Source organism: bacterium, from assembly GCA_040755755.1.
In the GTDB taxonomy this organism is placed as follows: domain Bacteria; phylum SZUA-182; class SZUA-182; order DTGQ01; family DTGQ01; genus DTGQ01.
Genome location: JBFLZW010000049.1, coordinates 114,688 through 131,006 on the forward strand (window position 1 = coordinate 114,688; position 16,319 = coordinate 131,006).

The 16,319-nt window shown below is 50.8% G+C and carries 12 protein-coding genes; 4 read left to right on the forward strand and 8 right to left on the reverse strand.

The features are described from left to right. Window positions 1-207: 207 nt before the first annotated feature. Window positions 208-714, forward strand: a complete 507-nt coding sequence (locus AB1611_15070) for a mechanosensitive ion channel domain-containing protein (protein MEW6380913.1) — start codon at window positions 208-210, stop codon at window positions 712-714. A gap of 166 nt (window positions 715-880) precedes the next feature. After that, the gene (locus AB1611_15075; GenBank protein ID MEW6380914.1) at window positions 881-1,477 is read left to right on the forward strand and encodes a plasmid pRiA4b ORF-3 family protein; all 597 of its coding nucleotides are present in this window, start codon (window positions 881-883) and stop codon (window positions 1,475-1,477) included. A 177-nt stretch (window positions 1,478-1,654) separates the two neighbouring features. Here the strand turns inward: AB1611_15075 and AB1611_15080 are convergent, their stop codons facing one another. Next, window positions 1,655-3,292: a hypothetical protein gene (locus tag AB1611_15080; GenBank protein MEW6380915.1), complete on the reverse strand. Its 1,638-nt coding sequence runs from the start codon at window positions 3,290-3,292 to the stop codon at window positions 1,655-1,657. A 335-nt stretch (window positions 3,293-3,627) separates the two neighbouring features. On the opposite strand from AB1611_15080, the gene AB1611_15085 reads away from it, so the two are divergent. After that, window positions 3,628-4,032, forward strand: coding sequence for a hypothetical protein (locus AB1611_15085; GenBank protein ID MEW6380916.1), 405 nt, complete (start codon window positions 3,628-3,630; stop codon window positions 4,030-4,032). Between the two features lie 120 nt (window positions 4,033-4,152). Here AB1611_15085 and AB1611_15090 read toward each other — a convergent pair whose 3' ends face one another. Continuing rightward, window positions 4,153-4,425, reverse strand: coding sequence for a hypothetical protein (locus tag AB1611_15090; GenBank protein MEW6380917.1), 273 nt, complete (start codon window positions 4,423-4,425; stop codon window positions 4,153-4,155). 466 nt (window positions 4,426-4,891) lie between these two features. On the opposite strand from AB1611_15090, the gene AB1611_15095 reads away from it, so the two are divergent. After that, window positions 4,892-7,129, forward strand: coding sequence for a cytochrome c peroxidase (locus AB1611_15095; protein MEW6380918.1), 2,238 nt, complete (start codon window positions 4,892-4,894; stop codon window positions 7,127-7,129). Window positions 7,130-7,257: 128 nt separating this feature from the next. Here the strand turns inward: AB1611_15095 and AB1611_15100 are convergent, their stop codons facing one another. From AB1611_15100 to AB1611_15125, 6 genes are all read right to left on the reverse strand, one after another. Then, on the reverse strand, window positions 7,258-8,127 hold the full coding sequence (locus AB1611_15100) for a radical SAM protein (GenBank protein MEW6380919.1): 870 nt from the start codon (window positions 8,125-8,127) through the stop codon (window positions 7,258-7,260). 8 nt (window positions 8,128-8,135) lie between these two features. Beyond that, window positions 8,136-9,644: an RNA-binding domain-containing protein gene (locus tag AB1611_15105; protein ID MEW6380920.1), complete on the reverse strand. Its 1,509-nt coding sequence runs from the start codon at window positions 9,642-9,644 to the stop codon at window positions 8,136-8,138. 8 nt (window positions 9,645-9,652) lie between these two features. Continuing rightward, on the reverse strand, window positions 9,653-10,843 hold the full coding sequence (locus tag AB1611_15110) for a class I SAM-dependent rRNA methyltransferase (protein ID MEW6380921.1): 1,191 nt from the start codon (window positions 10,841-10,843) through the stop codon (window positions 9,653-9,655). 5 nt (window positions 10,844-10,848) lie between these two features. Continuing rightward, window positions 10,849-12,363, reverse strand: a complete 1,515-nt coding sequence (amrB, locus tag AB1611_15115; protein MEW6380922.1) for an AmmeMemoRadiSam system protein B — start codon at window positions 12,361-12,363, stop codon at window positions 10,849-10,851. A gap of 204 nt (window positions 12,364-12,567) precedes the next feature. Next, a complete protein-coding gene (amrS, locus tag AB1611_15120; GenBank protein MEW6380923.1) occupies window positions 12,568-13,719 on the reverse strand; it encodes an AmmeMemoRadiSam system radical SAM enzyme in 1,152 nt (383 codons plus the stop codon). Then, window positions 13,716-15,893: a hypothetical protein gene (locus AB1611_15125; GenBank protein ID MEW6380924.1), complete on the reverse strand. Its 2,178-nt coding sequence runs from the start codon at window positions 15,891-15,893 to the stop codon at window positions 13,716-13,718. The genes amrS and AB1611_15125 overlap by 4 nt, the downstream gene beginning before the upstream one ends. Window positions 15,894-16,319 lie beyond the last annotated feature (426 nt).

Below are 16,319 nucleotides of genomic sequence, written 5' to 3' on the forward strand. Positions count from 1 at the left end.
TTGCCCTGTTTTAACTCGACGACCTGCCGAAAAATATGGTCACTGTTACCAGATAGTAATATATAGAGCAACTATTGTCAACTCCTCAATCCGGCGACAAATCACCGATTTATTGAGAAGGATAACAACTATGCCGCCAGGTTTTCGTACCTGCGCGGGTGCCGATTTTCATTATTACGCCGGGCAAGGGGAATTGAAACAATAGTTATGGAAGAGCCAGTCAGGAAGCTGATCGAGGGGATCGTGTTCTTTATACCCAGAGCTTTGACGAGCCTGCTTATTTTCCTCCTGTTTTTGCTTGCCAGCACTATAGCTGCCAGAATCATTGGCCGGATTTGCCGGAAAAGTAATTTCAGGAAGGACATTCTCATCCTGATACAGAGAATAACCAAAATCGCCTTGCTGGGTTTCGGAGCAGTCACCGCCCTTGGAACGGCAGGTATCGATATCTCTGCTTTAGTTGCCGGTCTGGGGCTTACGGGTTTTGCCCTCGGATTTGCCTTCAGGGATATTCTGTCCAATCTCCTGGCAGGAGTGTTGATTATCATTTTTGCCCCTTTTCATCAACATGACCACATTTCGGTGGCCGGCCTCGAGGGGACAGTGATTGAAATTGACCTTCGATACACGACCCTGGAGGCCGAAAATCGCAAGATTCTCATACCGAACTCCACGCTTTTCACCAATGCGATCATCGTCATGGGGAGTCAATAGGGAGAAGATATATTACCAGACACATTTTACTGGATATCTATTTCCTATTTTTCTTACGGATTTCTTGCTAATTTTTAACTGATTTTTGCCGAAAAGTATCTACCCGATTTTAGCCTATTCATCGAGGAGAGAAAAGAACACAACTTGAATAATAAGGAGAAGAAAGATGGCCTTACGGAAACAGGCAACCGACCTTTGTGTCTATCAAATAAAAGTAACCCTCATGGACATCGAGCCGCCTATCTGGAGGCGGGTCCAGATTACCAGTGATACCACTCTCAAGAAGCTCCATGAGATCCTGCAGGCAGTGATGGGCTGGACCAATTCTCATCTCCATCAGTTTATTATCGGAGGAAAATATTATGCCGAACCCGATCCTGAGTATGATCCTGAAGTAAAAAACGAAAAGATGATAAGATTAAGCCAGGTCATTTCCGGGGTAAATGACAGGTCTATCTATGAGTACGATTTCGGCGACAATTGGGAGCACGAGCTTCTGGTCGAAGAGGTTCTGCCCGTATCCGATGGGGTGAGATACCCTGTCTGCCTCGATGGCCAGCGGGCTTGTCCGCCGGAAGATTGCGGAGGTATCCAGGAGTATAAACGTTTTCTGGAAGCCATTCTGAACCCGGACCATCCTGAGCATGATGAGATGCTTGACTGGGTAGGAGGGTCTTTTGATCCGGAGGCTTTTGACCTGAATGAAGTCGGTCGAAAAATTGAAAATATGCTTCTCAAGGATTCGGGAATCAATAAGCTGTAAGGTTATCATCCTCATTTGGCTTACTCGAAATACCGCTCGGCGAAAAAAAGCTCCACCCCCTCCATTTGCTCACCTCTTTGGGGCTCTGGGAAGAAGTCTTAGAGCCCCTGTGGCAGGTGAGGGGCATCATCTTATGCAGATTATGCAGAAAGCTTAAGGTATAACCCACCGGCAAGATCAGGAAGGCGGAAAGCCTGATGCGGCATGAACGTCCACAAAGATGGCATTGGAGTAAAACCACAGGTCTGCCCAGGCGTCTTCGGGGCTGTTGGAGGAGAGGTCTCTCAAGCTGTCACGCAGCGGATTTCCTTCCTCATCTGTTTTATCCGTGATGCCCAGGCCGAGATTTGTGCCTCTCAGCCGAAAGTACCTGTCTTTGTCGATATTATCCAGTGAGTATTCGATCGTCTTCCAGCCTGTCTTATCTTCTTTCCAGTCTGATTTCGAAAACCGGGCTATCACCCGGGCACTCCGGTTCGTGGCTCTGCAATAGGCGCTCCTGTCCTGTGGATCGATCCTGCCGGTCACATCACCGGCGATCAAATCGATGTGGTCAACCCGCACAGGATCGTTATGATGGTTGAACGCCGGGCTCCTGAACCGGATAGTGACCAGCAGCCTGTCACCTTGAGCAGCTTTCAGTGTCTGGCCCATGAAGGCAAGACCGCCGCGGCCTTGCAGGTTAAAATCAAGCCCATCGATGAGATCTCCCAGGACGCAGAAGGAATTGCCTGATCTCAGGCCATCGACGAGCTCCTCGAGTGAATACCGGTTATCGTCGTTTCTGTCCTGGACAAAGGTATAGTTCCTGGCATATTCACCCGGCCAGAATCCCCTGGTGGTGTTATGAAAGTCCGAGTTGGCAAAGACCGACCAGACACGGCCTTCGCCCAAGAGCGCATCCCACAGCCCGCCTACCTGGGCTGTATACCAGCCTGCTCCTCCGTAGGTTCCGTCTCCGTCGGACTGAATACTGTAATCGCCGCGTATCGCTGCCTTCTGATGACCGGGAATGCCTTCAAAGCCGAAGGCCACATCCGGGGCTGCATTATTGAGATCGCGAAAATGAGCAATGTCATAGCTGCGAAGGCGCTCAGGGTGAGCGGGAATAAGCCAGCTCGTGTGCGGGTAGTTGGCCTGAAGCCAGGCAGCAGCAGCTACAGCGTCCCGATGGCCATGCTCTCTGGAGCACAGAATCTGCAAGGGCGAGCCGCTGCCATTCCGCTTGGGCAGACCACGGCTGGTATCCTGATCCTGGTGATCGAACATATACTCAAAATCGCTGATCGCCTGGCCATCACTGCTGATTATGCCCACCAGACAGTGTTCATGGCCGGGGATGTTCCACTCAAGGCCCGAAGCTATCAGTTTATCCGGATAGGCGGCCCGCAAGGCCAGGATCTTTGGATAGGCATAATCCCTGAGATTTTGCCATCGCCACATGAGCCGGTGACCATCACTGAATGTCGGATCACCCAGGAAAAGAACCCCCAGGCTGGGATCATCCCAGTATATCTTATCCTCATTCCACCTGGAAGTGCCACCATGCTCGGAGTTGGCCTGCCAGTCCAGGCCGAAGTGGAAGCCCTTCGATATAACCTCATTTATGCTGAAGCTGCCATCCGTATACAAGGTATGTTGGTGAAAATCACCGGCCATCCACCGGCCATTGTGTTGAGTCACCTGCTTTTGCCTCTTTTCAGCCGGACGTTGTCCCTGTGCCGAAGAAGCGGTCAGAGTGGATCCTGCCAAAGGAATAGCAGGAAGCATGAGGAGTGCCCCAAGGGAAAAGAGGATGATTCTTCTCAAAGCCATGAAGTTTCTTTTCTGATGAGAGTGCATTACCGGTATTTTGTCCTTTCTTTCCTATTGCTTTCCCCATATGAAAGCCAGACCAGTTTCGCCAGGGTGATGGGAACTGCTTTGATGGTTCAGTCAGTTCAATACCTACTGATGTATAAACTAAAAATGTTAGGAATTTATGAGCCGTTATCGATGACTTTAGCACGCGATGTAAAATGTCTGGAAAATTTTTGAAATTTTCCACAACATAGGGTAAACTATATCATATATTATACTATACTATACTTCTTATCGGTGAGAGATCCAATTTTGGGTCAACCTGGATGATACCTTGGGGAGAGTAAAAAATGCAACTGAAAGTGAATAATGGAATAGCAAAAAGGATTATTCAGTATGAATTTCTTGGATTTGGGGTTGCCATGATTCTCTTATGGCTCGATGAAATATTCGATCTTCCCCATGTCTGCGGCGGCCCGCCGACACCCATAAACTGGCAGGAATGTCTTTTGGAAACGCTGTACGTTGTTGCGTTAGCCATACCCGTAATCCTGGCGACAAAACGATTTTTGGCAAGGATTAAATACCTGGAAGGCTTTATCCGCGTCTGTTCATTTTGTAAAAAGGTCCGGGTGGGCAATGAATGGATTCCCATTGAACGATTCCTTCAGAATCATTATTCCGAGACGGAATTTTCCCACGGTTTGTGCGCTGCATGCATGGAAAAGCACTATGGTATATCTGCAGATGACTAACGCCGGGGCATTCTCATCACTCGATCTCCCGTATCTTTTTGGGGAGAACTGAGCATATTCCTGTCTCGTGAGGAAACATCCTCATGAACGAAATGGCGAGGGATATGATAGTGTCAAGGGTCAGGGCAACCCCCGTTCGATATCCCGTAACCATATAATCAGGGCTTGAGCGGCTTCTGATTGATTCGAATAGCTCCAATCCCCACTGACTTGTAATTCGATCTTTTTCTCTGTGCCGGTAACAGGATCAATTTGATAGCAGGAATACGACTTCTCACCCATATCGTAGCCGGTATTCCTCTTTTCAGAGGCAGGTCCTTGAGCTGCCTGTTCAATGAGTCTCTTTTTCTCTGCCAGGAGGGCCGGGGCGATAGTTTTGAACTGAATAGTCAAATATTATTCCATCATTCAGGCGTTTCCCCTGCCGGCTGTCTTTCCCATCTCCCAAGTCCCCTCTTTTAATCCCTTTGTATCTTAAGTATATCAAATTAATAAAATAAAAATATTAGAATATAGCGGTATTTTCCCTCGAAACAGTCGATATACAGAGTAGCCAATGACACTGTCCTCAGGGTGACAACCTGTTATGTCCAAATATTTTAAGTATTTATTGAATTATATTTAATATCAATAATATCCCTCAGACAGACTTTTAAAATAGGGTAGATTTTATGGGCGGGATTCTTCCTCCCGATAATGAGAAAGGAGGTGATCCATTCGATTTAGCGATAAAAATAAATGATATGAAGGCCAACCCTGAATTACAAGTATAGTATTCTTGATCTACAGGAGGGACATAAGAAAAGGAGCACTTAGAGATGTGATTATCTCGTATATTTTTCTTGAGGAGACATGTCTTATGAAAAGGAAAGTGTTCGCAGTACACGATGTAAGAGGGTTATTAGCAGTAGCTCTTGTTTTCATTCTGCTTATGCCAAGCCTGGCATGGTCAGTAGAGCCTCCCCCATCTCTGAAGACAGTGCCGCTTCCGGAGATTCCCAATCTCGATCAATTCATAAAAGACCAAAATGCTGCCATCCAGTTAGGTAAGGCATTATTCTGGGACATACAACTGGGAAGTGATGGTCAGGCCTGTGCAAGTTGCCATTTCCAGGCTGGGGCAGATCCACGGATCAAGAATCAGATTACTCCAGGGCTTCCTGATGCGCGATTTCCCGGCGGGGATACTAACTTTGGTAATAATCCGGTTACCGGGAATAGAGATTACCCGCAATTTAGCCCAAACTATACCCTGAAAGCAGAGGATTTTCCTCTCACCAAACTGGCTGATCCGGATGATCCTAACTCCATCATTGCCGACACCAACGATGTCATCTCCTCCCTGGGAGTTTTTTTGGCCAAGTTCTTGTCAACAATTCCATTTTCTTCGAAAGAAAAAAATATTCCTCAAAATGATCCGGTTTTCAGTGTCGGCTGTAAAAATGTACGGCGAGTAGAGCCAAGAAATACACCTACTGTCATCAATGCAGCCTTTAATTTCACTAACTTCTGGGATGGAAGAGCCAATAATATCTTTAATGGGGTAAATCCCTTTGGGGCTTCAGACCAGAAAGCCAGGATTTATGTGAATAACAACGGAAAACTTCAGCAGGAAATCGTTCGGCTGCAAAACTCAAGCCTGGCTTCTCAGGCAGTTGGACCACCGTTAAGCGTGTTTGAGATGTCCTTCCAGGGCCGTGAATTTGCAAATATCGGCAGGAAGATGCTCTCACTCACGCCTCTTGGAAAACAAATGGTTCATCCGGAAGACAGTGTGCTGGGGCCTCTTTCCAGGGCCAGATTGGATGCCTGGGGAAGACTTGTTGGAAATCCTGGCCTCACTGTTTCCTATGCTACTTTGATCAAGAAAGCCTTCTATAATAAATACTGGGATTCAACCCAACCGATTACCCTGGAAGAATATATCTACCAAAACCCGGATGTAGTACGATCGATGAGATCTCCGCTCAGCATAGGCACTGGCTCAATTGGAAGGGGTACACAGAAAGCAGCGTTGAGGAATTCCCTTGACCTCGGCATCGGTTCAATGGAATGGGGATCACGAGGAGCCTCCCTGGGGAGCTACGCAGTTTTGGGTATCGGCAGCACTCTAGGCAGGAATTCACTTCCATCGCTTTCTGGAGATAAGTTCACCCAGATGGAAGCCAACTTTTCTCTCTTCTTCGGGCTTGCCATTCTCATGTACGAACGCACTCTTATAGCCGATGACACTCTCTATGATCAGTATCGGGAAGGGAGAGCCGAATTGACTCCATTGCAGCTTGAGGGATTGGATATCTTCCTGAATAAGGGTAAATGCATCAATTGTCATGGCGGTGCTGAATTCACGAACGCCTCTGTCAGCAACACCAAAGATAGCCCTATTGAACGGATGTTTATGGCGGTTGGTGAAGCTTTTTATGACGACGGCTTCTATAATATCGGTGTCAGGCCAACCCTTGAGGATAGTGGAAGGGGGGGAAATGATCCCTTTGCCTCTCCTCTCTCATTCTCACGGCTTGCGTTTCTGAAACGGGGAATAAATCCGCCTCCCGGTCTGCAAAGTCCTGTGCGGCAGATCGTGGGCGATTTCGGTGACTTTATCCCGGACCTTCCGTGTCCAATCCCCTGCGATCTCAACAGGGTAGCTGTAGATGGCGCCTTTAAGACACCGAGCGTGCGGACTGCAGAGCTTACCGGGCCTTATTTCCACAATGGAGGAAAGGCAACCTTGCGCCAGGTGGTTGACTTCTACGACCGGGGAGGAGATTTTGCCAGATTCAACATTCTCAACCTCGATCCTGATATTCAAGAGCTTAATCTGACCGAGCAGGAAAAAGAGGCTCTGGTGGCCTTTATGCTCACCCTTACCGACGAGCGCGTTAAGTTCCAAAAGGCACCTTTCGATCATCCCCAGCTTTTTGTTTCTAATGGACAAAAAGGAGACGGGGAAAAGGTTATAGGTAATTCCGACAGGTATACCCGTCTCGGTTTCATGGAATCTGATATTATCCTGGAGATTCCTGCAGTAGGAAAAAATGGCAGCAGCGAACCAATTCAGCGATTCCTGAACCTGAATCCTTTTCAACCCGAATAAATTATCAGGTTTTCAGGATGCCCTGAATTGAGCCCAGCACAAGGTTAATACTTCATTCTTGGTGAGTAATACCTGCCTTGCAGGAGTAATATTCTGCAAGGCAGGCTCTCTTCAAATGAGCCACTATTTCAAAACTCCGGGGTATATTCGGCGGAATTCGAATCCAGGTCCTGGAGAAATCCATTCTCAAAGCCAAGGTCGAGGAAGTATTCTTCAACCTCCCGGTATTCCTCCGGGGTAAGCCGCCGGTTGAGTTCAGGCACTTCGCTGGCCCGATGGACCGGGTAATACTGGGACATCAGGGAGATATACCTGTGGGTCCCCAGATTGTCCGCAATCCAGGCGAGGACTTTTTTGCTGTTTTCTACCTGGCCGGGCAGAATCAGGTGACGGATAATCACTCCCCGCTGCATGATCCCCTCCTGGTCGAAGACCGGATCACCAACAATTTTCTGCATGGCCGCTATGGCCCGGCAAGCGTGGTGAAAGTAGTCAGGAAGCCGGGAGAACCTGACCGCCAGATCGTTGTCAGCATATTTAAGGTCCGGGAGAAACACATCCACCAGGCCGGACAACTCCTCAATGACCGACTCTTTCTCGTAGCCATTGCTGTTCCAGACAATGGGAAGGTTAATTTCCTGCTTAAGCCGGGGTAGAATCCTCAGCAGGCGGCCTGAGTAGTGGGTGGGCGAGACCAGGTTAAGGTTATGGACCTTCGATTCTTCGACAAATTGCCTGCACAGTCCGATAAACTCCTCATCAGAGTAGATTCCGCCAGGGGGATTCAGTTGAGAAATCCGGTAGTTCTGGCAAAAGAGGCAGGCGGCATTGCAATGGGAAAAGAAAACGGTCCCGGAGCCCCGCTGGCCGCTGATGCAGGGCTCTTCCCAGAAATGGGCCATAATCCGGGTAACTTTCAATTCTGCCGGAGCCTTGCAGATCCCAAGCCGGGACACCCGGTCCACCCGGCATTCAAATGGGCAGCAATCACATTTCATGATACTTCCTAATTATTCTCTTTCCCCAGACCCTTGGTGGTAATAACATATTTTTGCTTCGGGCTCCTGGGTTTATCCGGCATAGTCATGGTAATGAGACTCTCCTTCATGAGTGGATAAAGATAATTGGCCAGGAAAGTCTCCCGATGTTTTAAATTCAAAAAGGACATCATTTCTTTAATGGTTCTCTCCTCTCTGCAAAAATCCAGGAGCTTCAGCTTGTCCGGTACTTGTCCGGTACTTGTCCGGTACTTGTCCGGTACTTGTCCGGTACTTGTCCGGTACTTGTCCGGTACTTGTCTGAATTCGGCATGGCCGAGCTTCAAATCCACACCTTCTGTTCCAGATTTCTTTCTGAATTGAACTTGAAAAGCATAGCCAACCTCTCGGAGTACAAGCTCAATTTCCGGATAGTTCAAAAGCTCGCCTTGCATCTTTTGAATACCTGTCCCCCATGCCTCGATCACTTTTATATCCTTGAAAATGGGGGCTAAGATACGATTTCTAATCTCCGATCGGCCCGTGCCCAGTTTTTCAATCGGCATGGTTTCCGGTAGCGGACCGGGGCTGGTGATCTCCAGCATATCATCAAAAATAGCTATTTTGATGTCACTGCCGAGAATGGCATAATCTCTGTGAATTATGGCGTTACCAATAGCTTCACGGATGGCTTCGAGAGGGTACTCCCATCGATCCTCCCGATAGACTTCACCAATACGAGAGAAAAGTGCGATATTCTTTTTAATAAAGGCCAGGCAAGGTTCCACTGCTGCATAAATAGGACCATCAATACTCATCTGGTCCAAAAATACTCTTGTATCTGTCCCTTTAAAGCGGGCACATTCAATTTTTGCATAAGGGAAAAGGCGCTTGCGAACAGGGGAATCCGATAGCAGAACAGCCGCATGTGTTGGGTAAAGTTGGTCCCTTTCACAGCAAAGGAGTCCCAGGTTTTTAAGCTGCTCATTATTATCCAGGGGCCTGCCAGTTGCCTTTTGGTAGTCTATTCTAAAACTATCGAGATTAATCTGCGGGTAAGAAAGGTCATAGACCGGTATTGCATCGAAAGAGATTTTCCGCCGCTGCCGTTCCAGCTCTTCCAGTATCTCCTGAGACGCTTGTCTATTTGTGGAGCCAATACGGACATAGGTTCCCTGATGTTTACCCTTTGCTTTAAGATAGTATGGCTTATGCGAGCCAGGGAAGATTTCTACTACCAGCAGATTTTTCCCCTCTGCTGCCTGAATGTAGATCTCCGGAATTATGGTTGGGGCGCATTGGCTGAAAATATGGTTCGAAATACGCTCTTCCAGGGGAAAAAGCTCATCGTCCGGAATGCCGATGATCTGTCTGGGATCACTGCGCACGCCAAAAACAATTTTTCCACCTGCACCATTGGCGAAAGCTATTGCGGTTTTAGCCACGTGATTACCCTGGGGGAACCCCTCTTTAAATTCCAGACGCCGGGATTCCGGTAATTCCCAAAATGGTGGAGATGAATCTTGAGGGGAATGCATATCCTTCATCACTCAGCAACCTTTTGTAAAACAAAAAATTTCAGGTACCTGCCCTCCGGAAAGCTCAGGTTATAGGGGTGGTCGTGCGGCTGCACGGTAGCGGCCAGCACCTTCACTATGCACCGGGCATTGACCGCGGACTGGTGAAGAATCTTGATAAAGGTTTCCTCATCGATGTGGGTGGTGCAGGATGAGCTTACCAGGATGCCCTGGGGGGGCAGCTTTTCCAGGGCTTTGGAATTGATGGTGGTATAGGCCCTGATGGCGTTTTTGACCTGCTCCTTGTTCTTGGCGAAGGAGGGCGGGTCCAGGATGATCAGGTCATATTCATCAGAAGGCATGCCCTTCAGGAACTCGAACACATCGTGCTCGATAAACTGATGTTTTCTGGTATTGACCCGGTTAGCCTCAAAGTTCTTTCTGGCATATTCTATGGCTTTTCCGGAGATATCCACGCTGGTCACTCCTCTGGCCCCGGCCAGGGCTGCATAGACTGAAAAGCCTCCGGTATAGGCAAAGCAGTTGAGAACCTGCCTCCGCCGGCAGAATCTGGTCACAAGACTCCGGTTTTCCCGCTGGTCGAGGAAAAAGCCGGTCTTCTGGCCCTCCACGAAATTGACCCAGAATGCGATACCGTTTTCCCGAATGAGCACCTCCCTGAGGTCCTCCCCATACAGGAGCTGTTTGGGCTGGGTTTTCAGCCCCTCCTTCCGGCGAACGCCGACATCGCTTCTTTCGTAGATGGTCCTGGGCTGAAAAACCTCCCTGAGTGCCTCCACGATCGCGTCCCGCAGCCTGTCCATACCCACGGTATGGAGCTGGACCACCAGCACATCCGCGTACTTATCGACAATCAGGCCGGGCAGAAGGTCGCTTTCGCCAAAAACGACCCGGTAGGAATCGGTGTCCGGGGGGAGAAACTCCTCCTTGGCGTTTCGCAGCGTCTGGATTCTGCGCTGAAAAAAAGCGCGGTTGATCTCTTCATCCTGAAAGCTTAAGACTCTGACCCTGATTTCCGAGTTTTTATTGTAATAGCCTGTTGCCAGAAAGCGGTTCTGCTGGTCATAAATCCCGCACACCGCTCCGTTGACCAGACCTTCGGATACTTTCACAATGCCCCGGGAGAATATCCAGGGATGTCCGGCCTGGAGGTTTTTCACCCGTTCGTTTTTAATAATAACCGGCAACTTAGGAGACATGCATCTTACTCGGACTCGGAAAAAACAATGGCCTGATAGATCTCCACTCTGGTTTTCGGGTTTTTCCAGGCATCGTCGGGCAGACCGGCCTTCTGACAGAGACTCTGGAGGAAGCTTTCCTTATCCGGCAACTGCTCCCAGACCTGGGGGAGGTAGGTTGCCCGGTGCCATCCCTGGCTCAGTATCACACCATCCACCCCCGGCCGCAATTGCCGCTTCAGGTCCTCGGCGTCAGAGAACTTGATTTGCCTGGGCAGAGTGAGGATGCTGATTTCTATCTCGATCTGATCCAGCTCACTCATGCTCAGCGGGGAAAATCTGGGATCGCGGAAGGCTGCATTGAAGGCATTTTCCTTCACGCAATCGCACAGCCGCTGTTCAGGAGAAATCGTGCCGATACAGCCGCGCAATTGTCCCTTCTTGTGGAGGGTGACAAAGCAGCCCCGCTTCTCCTGAAGATAGGGCGAAGGGTCCTCCGGAGAAGTCGACTTCTCCTTGCTCAGGGTATTCCTGATCACGCGGCGGGCAAGATCGAGCAGTGCCTTGCGGTCCGCCCCGGAAACGGCCTCCTGATGATGCCCTGTGTGCTCAGTGCCGAGAGTGTTCTTGCTTTGAGTTTCCCTGCCCTTCGCCGTTCCTCCCTCTCCTCCCCTGACAAAGGCGATGCTGGCATATCCCACTACCTGATCGGGAGGACCGGCCGTGTCTCCCGAATTCCGGTAGTCGATCAGTTTTCCCTGCCACCCCTTCTGGCGGGCAATCTCCATGAGGACCAGGACAGGGATTTTTCCGCAGGCCTCGCTTTCAGCCGTCTGGTCAAAATCCATGGCTGTAATGGCCCTGATGCAGCTTTCGTCAAGAAGCCTGGCCTTGTTATACGGATAATAATGCGAGAGATCGGAACTGGCCACGATCAGCGTGTCTTCACCGATATAGGGCAAGAGGACCTTGGCTATACGGCTGGGGTCAACCTGGCCGATAGTGATGGGAACCAGCTCGAAATTTTTCAGCCTCTCCTGGAGAAAAGGCAGTTGCACTTCAAGGGAGTGCTCCTTGTGATCCATCTCCGGCAGGGGGGAAAAAAGCTCATGCTGGCGCAGGGTGGCGGCTATGGGAGACAGGGGAATGTCCCCCAGGGGGGTGCGGTATGCATCGACATCCATGATTGATGCCCTGGCCGCGACTGACCGGTGGCTGGGTGCCAGGACGAAAACGGTTTTGGTGGCAGGGTCGATCTGCCGGTAGCCGGTGGCTGCCACTGGTCCTGAGTAGATATATCCGGCATGCGGAGCGATCAGCCCCATAATCCTGCCGGATACCGGGCTGCCTTTGCCCTCTTTCAGAAATTGCCGCACCACTCCGGCCAGCTTGATTTCTTCGGCAGGGTAGAACTGCCCCGCCACCGCCGGAAATCTTACCCGCTTTTTCTCCTTTTGGCCCGGCTCGTCCTTGGCCCAGCCGAAAGAACCCGGAAACATGACCAGAAGAAAAATCAAGAACAGATAAGCAATATTTTTCATAACCCTACCTCCTTTGTGGTAAAAAGAAGTCGCTCTTATGGGAAAGACGACACGGCGGTGTTGTATTTTTCCCGCAGAGACGCTGAGACGCAGAGGATATCATTTTCGGTCATTCTCTGCGCCCCTGCGTCTCTGCGGGAGATCATTCTTCTATCCTTAAATACGTACCATCGGATGTGTGCCATTGCCCACTCCCCATCCCCCTCACTCCCACCGTCCGCTCACTGGTTGCTTGCAGAACCGGCACTTGCCTTTCTCCAGGTTGAGGGATGCAAGGGTATATCCCTGGCGTTTGACCACCGTCTTCCTGCACCCTGGGCATATGACTTCCTCCCCCATTCCCGGCACATTGCCGATATATACATGGTGCAGCCCTTCCCTGATCCCGGCTTCCCTGGCCTTTTGGAGTATCTCCACGGGCGTGGGCGGCAGCTTGGCAAGCTTGTATTTGGGCGTGAACCGGGAAAAATGCAGGGGGCATTCCGGTCCGAGGTTTCGGGCGATCCATCCGCACATCCTTTTGATCATTTCCAGATCATCGGTGTAGGTGGGGATTACCAGGTTGATGATTTCCAGCCAGATACCCCGGCGGTGGAGGGTTTTTAAGGTATTGAGCACCGGCTCAAGATGCCCGCCGTTCAGCTTGCGGTAGATGTCATCGGAGAAGCTTTTCAGATTGATGCTTCCCGCATCAATGACCGTGCACAGACGATCCAGGGCGGGAGGCGATATATAACCGTTGCTGACGTAGATATTCTTAAGCCCCGCAGGCCGCGCCCTGGCCGAGATGTCAACCATATACTCATAGAACGTGGTTGCTTCCGAGTAGGTGTAAGCGAGGCTTTTGCAGTTGTATTGCAGGGCCATCCTGACTGCCTGGTCCGGAGGAAGATCGAGATTGCGGGTCTTATCCGGTGTGGTCTGGGAAATCTCCCAGTTCTGGCAATTCAGGCAATGGAAATTACACCCGGCCACAGCCAGGGAAAAGGCGAGGGATCCCGGATAAAAGTGCAGGAGCGGCTTTTTTTCCACCGGGTCCACGTTGACGGTGCAGGGATTGCCATAGGAGATGGAATAGAGCTTTCCGGACAGATTCACCCTGGTTTCGCACCTTCCCCGGCGGTCAGGTTTGATGAGACAGGTATTGGGACAGGTTTGGCACCTGACCTTTCCGCCGGTGAGTTTCTCGTAAAAATAGGCTTCCCGAAGGTGGGGGTCTTTGGGATCGAAGCCGGAGTCAGCCAGAGCCAGCCTTTCTAAGGCACTCCCCGGATAACCCCAGTGAGATAACCAAAACCATGCTCCGCAGGCCGCACACAGGCTGCCCTTGAGAAATTCCCGCCGGGTTCGATTCATCGTGATTTCCTCATCTTCACCAAGGCTGCCAGGCTGGCCGATTTAACCAGCGCTGCTGAAAGAAGTACACCCAGAATACCGAATCCGGGAAGTAAAAACAAGCTGGTCACCAGAGTCCCGCAGGATGCACCGGCCAGGTCCGCCAGGTAGAGCTTTCCGGTGATCCGGGGCACCTTTCCGATGAGCTGATGCGAAACAGCCACAAATTGCCAGCCGACAGCAAGGGCAGAGCCAAAGATGAGCACGGGAATGATACCGCACTGAACCACGGACAGGAGAACATCGGCCTGCAGGCTCCTGCCGAAAACAGCAAGCCCGCAGATGAGACTGACCAGGAGAATAAGAATGCTGTCCTGGACGAGCGTCTGTCCCACCGGATCCTTCCTCCACTTGCGTGCAGCCAGGGCACCTGCACCTAATCCTATCATAAAAAGCGTTATAAATAAAGAGATCCACAGATAAACATAACCGAAAATGGTCTGAAAGAGAAAAAGCAGGGATAATTCCAGAGAAATCCCCGTATAACCGGAAGAGAAAGTGACCAGGAGCAGTTTATCCCGCTGCCAGGCCACAAGAAGGCACAGGGCCAGCAAAACCGCGATTGCCGGAATCAGCCAGCTCATCCTTTCCGTCCCTCCGGTTTTTTTCAGCCACAGGTTCAAAAGATGCCGGAAAGCACGGGGTGAAAGATCGGTGTTGGGCTGGCTGTCCCCGCCGGTGACCAGACCCTTGAGCCGGTCCATCCGAAACGGGTCGGTCATCTCCGGCAGTTGATAGTCAACCAGCCAGCGGGTGCGGATGTTTCGCTCAGCCAGCCTTCCCCTGATATCCGGAGCACCGGAAGCACCGGAAGCACCAGGGCTGAGAGCAGGGGCAAGGGGGCAGGCAGAGGCAAGAAAATAGTGGGTTTCACCGGGAAAAAGAAGGATGTGGGCAAATACCTGGTCAAGGGCGGCATAGACAGAGCGGTTCAGGGCCAGCCCTTCGGCTTCGAGGTAGTTATCGGCTCCGGTCAGGGTAAAGAACACGACTCCCCGTGGGGTGAGGATGCTTCTGGCCTCCTGAAAAAACTCGCGGGTATAGAAGCGGTTATACTGGATATTTTCCGGTCCCGGCAGGTCAAGAACCAGACAATCATAGCGGATTGCCGCCCGGCGGGCTTTCTTGATAAAGAGCCTCCCGTCACCCACATGGGTATGGACGCGCGGGTTATCGAGGCTGCGGTGAATATGCCGGTCCATACGCAGGATGGCCGGATCGAGCTCCACATAGTCGATCCGGCCCGGATTGTGTTTCAGAATCTCGGCGATCGTGCCGAATACCCCGCCGCCGATCAACAGCACCCTGGCACCTTCTCCAACCTGGGCCAGGGGAATATGGGCCAGGGCCTCGGTGCGGTAATCATTGCTCGAAAAAAGCGGCAGGCCGTCCGAAAGGACATTCACCTGCTGACCGCTGCGGGTGATCGACAACTGGGCAAAGGGAGTATTCCTGTGAACAAGAATTTTCTGCCCCGGTACCTGCCAGGACAAGGTCGAGAAATTGAGCGGCAGGCTCACAGCTATGGCCAGAGCTGCCAGAGCCGGTACCAGCCACAGGCGGCGGGGAAAGCAAAAGAGCATGGTCACGCCAAGGTTCAGGAAACCGACAGCCATCAGCACTCCCCAGTGGGAGAAAAGATAGACGAACAGGAAGCTGAACACAAGCCCGCCCAGAACCTCTCCCCCAAGGTCGGTAAGATAAGCCGCTGATGGAGGATCATTCGAAGACAAAAGACCGGCCGCCAGAGGGATCAGACTTCCGGCAACAAGACCATAGGGCGTGAGAATCAGACCGCTGCCGATCATGGCCGTGCCAGCACCCAGCAATTCCCCCCGAACCCACAGCAGCGGCAGGGCCCTGAAGCCGACCAGTTGGAGAAAGGGAATCACCGCCAGGAGCAGGTGGCCTGAAAAGAGCAGGCGATAGGGGTTTTTCCCCCTGGCCATCAGGGCCCCCAGAAAGGCACCGGAAGCAGAGGATAGAAGCCATAAGCCCAGAATAAGGCCAATCACCAGCTCATTTCCACCAAAGGTTGAGATACCCTCCCGGATGAGAACCAATTGGGTCACGACAGAGGAAAAGCCAACTACGGCCAGCGAGATACCGGCTTTGGGAATTTTCGGCAGCGACATTGGTCAATGATAAGAGCAATTATTTAATGGTTGTGCGCTTGAAAATCAGTTACTCAGATTTTAGCCTCTTACGGTGGGAGTGGTCAATACTTTTCAGAAAAAATGCTTCTCGGAAAAAACACTTTTTTCTTGAGGGAACCGCTGCCGGAGCGGGGAGTGTAGAGGGGATGTAAGAGTAAGTGTAAGTATGATGTGAGTGTAATAGTACGGGTGGGCGATTTGCCGTTGCCAAAATCACCCACCCATCTCTACATGAAAAGGTTCCATTATTATTCCCCATATTTATGGGACACGGTTTTACTTGGTAATGTCAATCGAAAATTCCCCCACCGTGACAGCCGAAAATTCCCCCACCCCCAAATTATAAATTTATAAAATAGTTAACAAGTGAAATTAGTTGTTGAGATTGTGAATAGGGTGGAAACC

Coding starts and splice junctions, on each gene's coding strand:
- AB1611_15070 (MEW6380913.1), top strand. CDS start 208: ATGGAAGAGCCAGTCAGGAAGCTGATCGAGGGGATCGTGTTCTTTATA.
- AB1611_15075 (MEW6380914.1), top strand. CDS start 881: ATGGCCTTACGGAAACAGGCAACCGACCTTTGTGTCTATCAAATAAAA.
- AB1611_15080 (MEW6380915.1), bottom strand. CDS start 3,292: ATGGCTTTGAGAAGAATCATCCTCTTTTCCCTTGGGGCACTCCTCATG.
- AB1611_15085 (MEW6380916.1), top strand. CDS start 3,628: ATGCAACTGAAAGTGAATAATGGAATAGCAAAAAGGATTATTCAGTAT.
- AB1611_15095 (MEW6380918.1), top strand. CDS start 4,892: ATGAAAAGGAAAGTGTTCGCAGTACACGATGTAAGAGGGTTATTAGCA.
- AB1611_15100 (MEW6380919.1), bottom strand. CDS start 8,127: ATGAAATGTGATTGCTGCCCATTTGAATGCCGGGTGGACCGGGTGTCC.
- AB1611_15105 (MEW6380920.1), bottom strand. CDS start 9,644: ATGCATTCCCCTCAAGATTCATCTCCACCATTTTGGGAATTACCGGAA.
- AB1611_15110 (MEW6380921.1), bottom strand. CDS start 10,843: ATGTCTCCTAAGTTGCCGGTTATTATTAAAAACGAACGGGTGAAAAAC.
- amrB (MEW6380922.1), bottom strand. CDS start 12,363: ATGAAAAATATTGCTTATCTGTTCTTGATTTTTCTTCTGGTCATGTTT.
- amrS (MEW6380923.1), bottom strand. CDS start 13,719: ATGAATCGAACCCGGCGGGAATTTCTCAAGGGCAGCCTGTGTGCGGCC.
- AB1611_15125 (MEW6380924.1), bottom strand. CDS start 15,893: ATGTCGCTGCCGAAAATTCCCAAAGCCGGTATCTCGCTGGCCGTAGTT.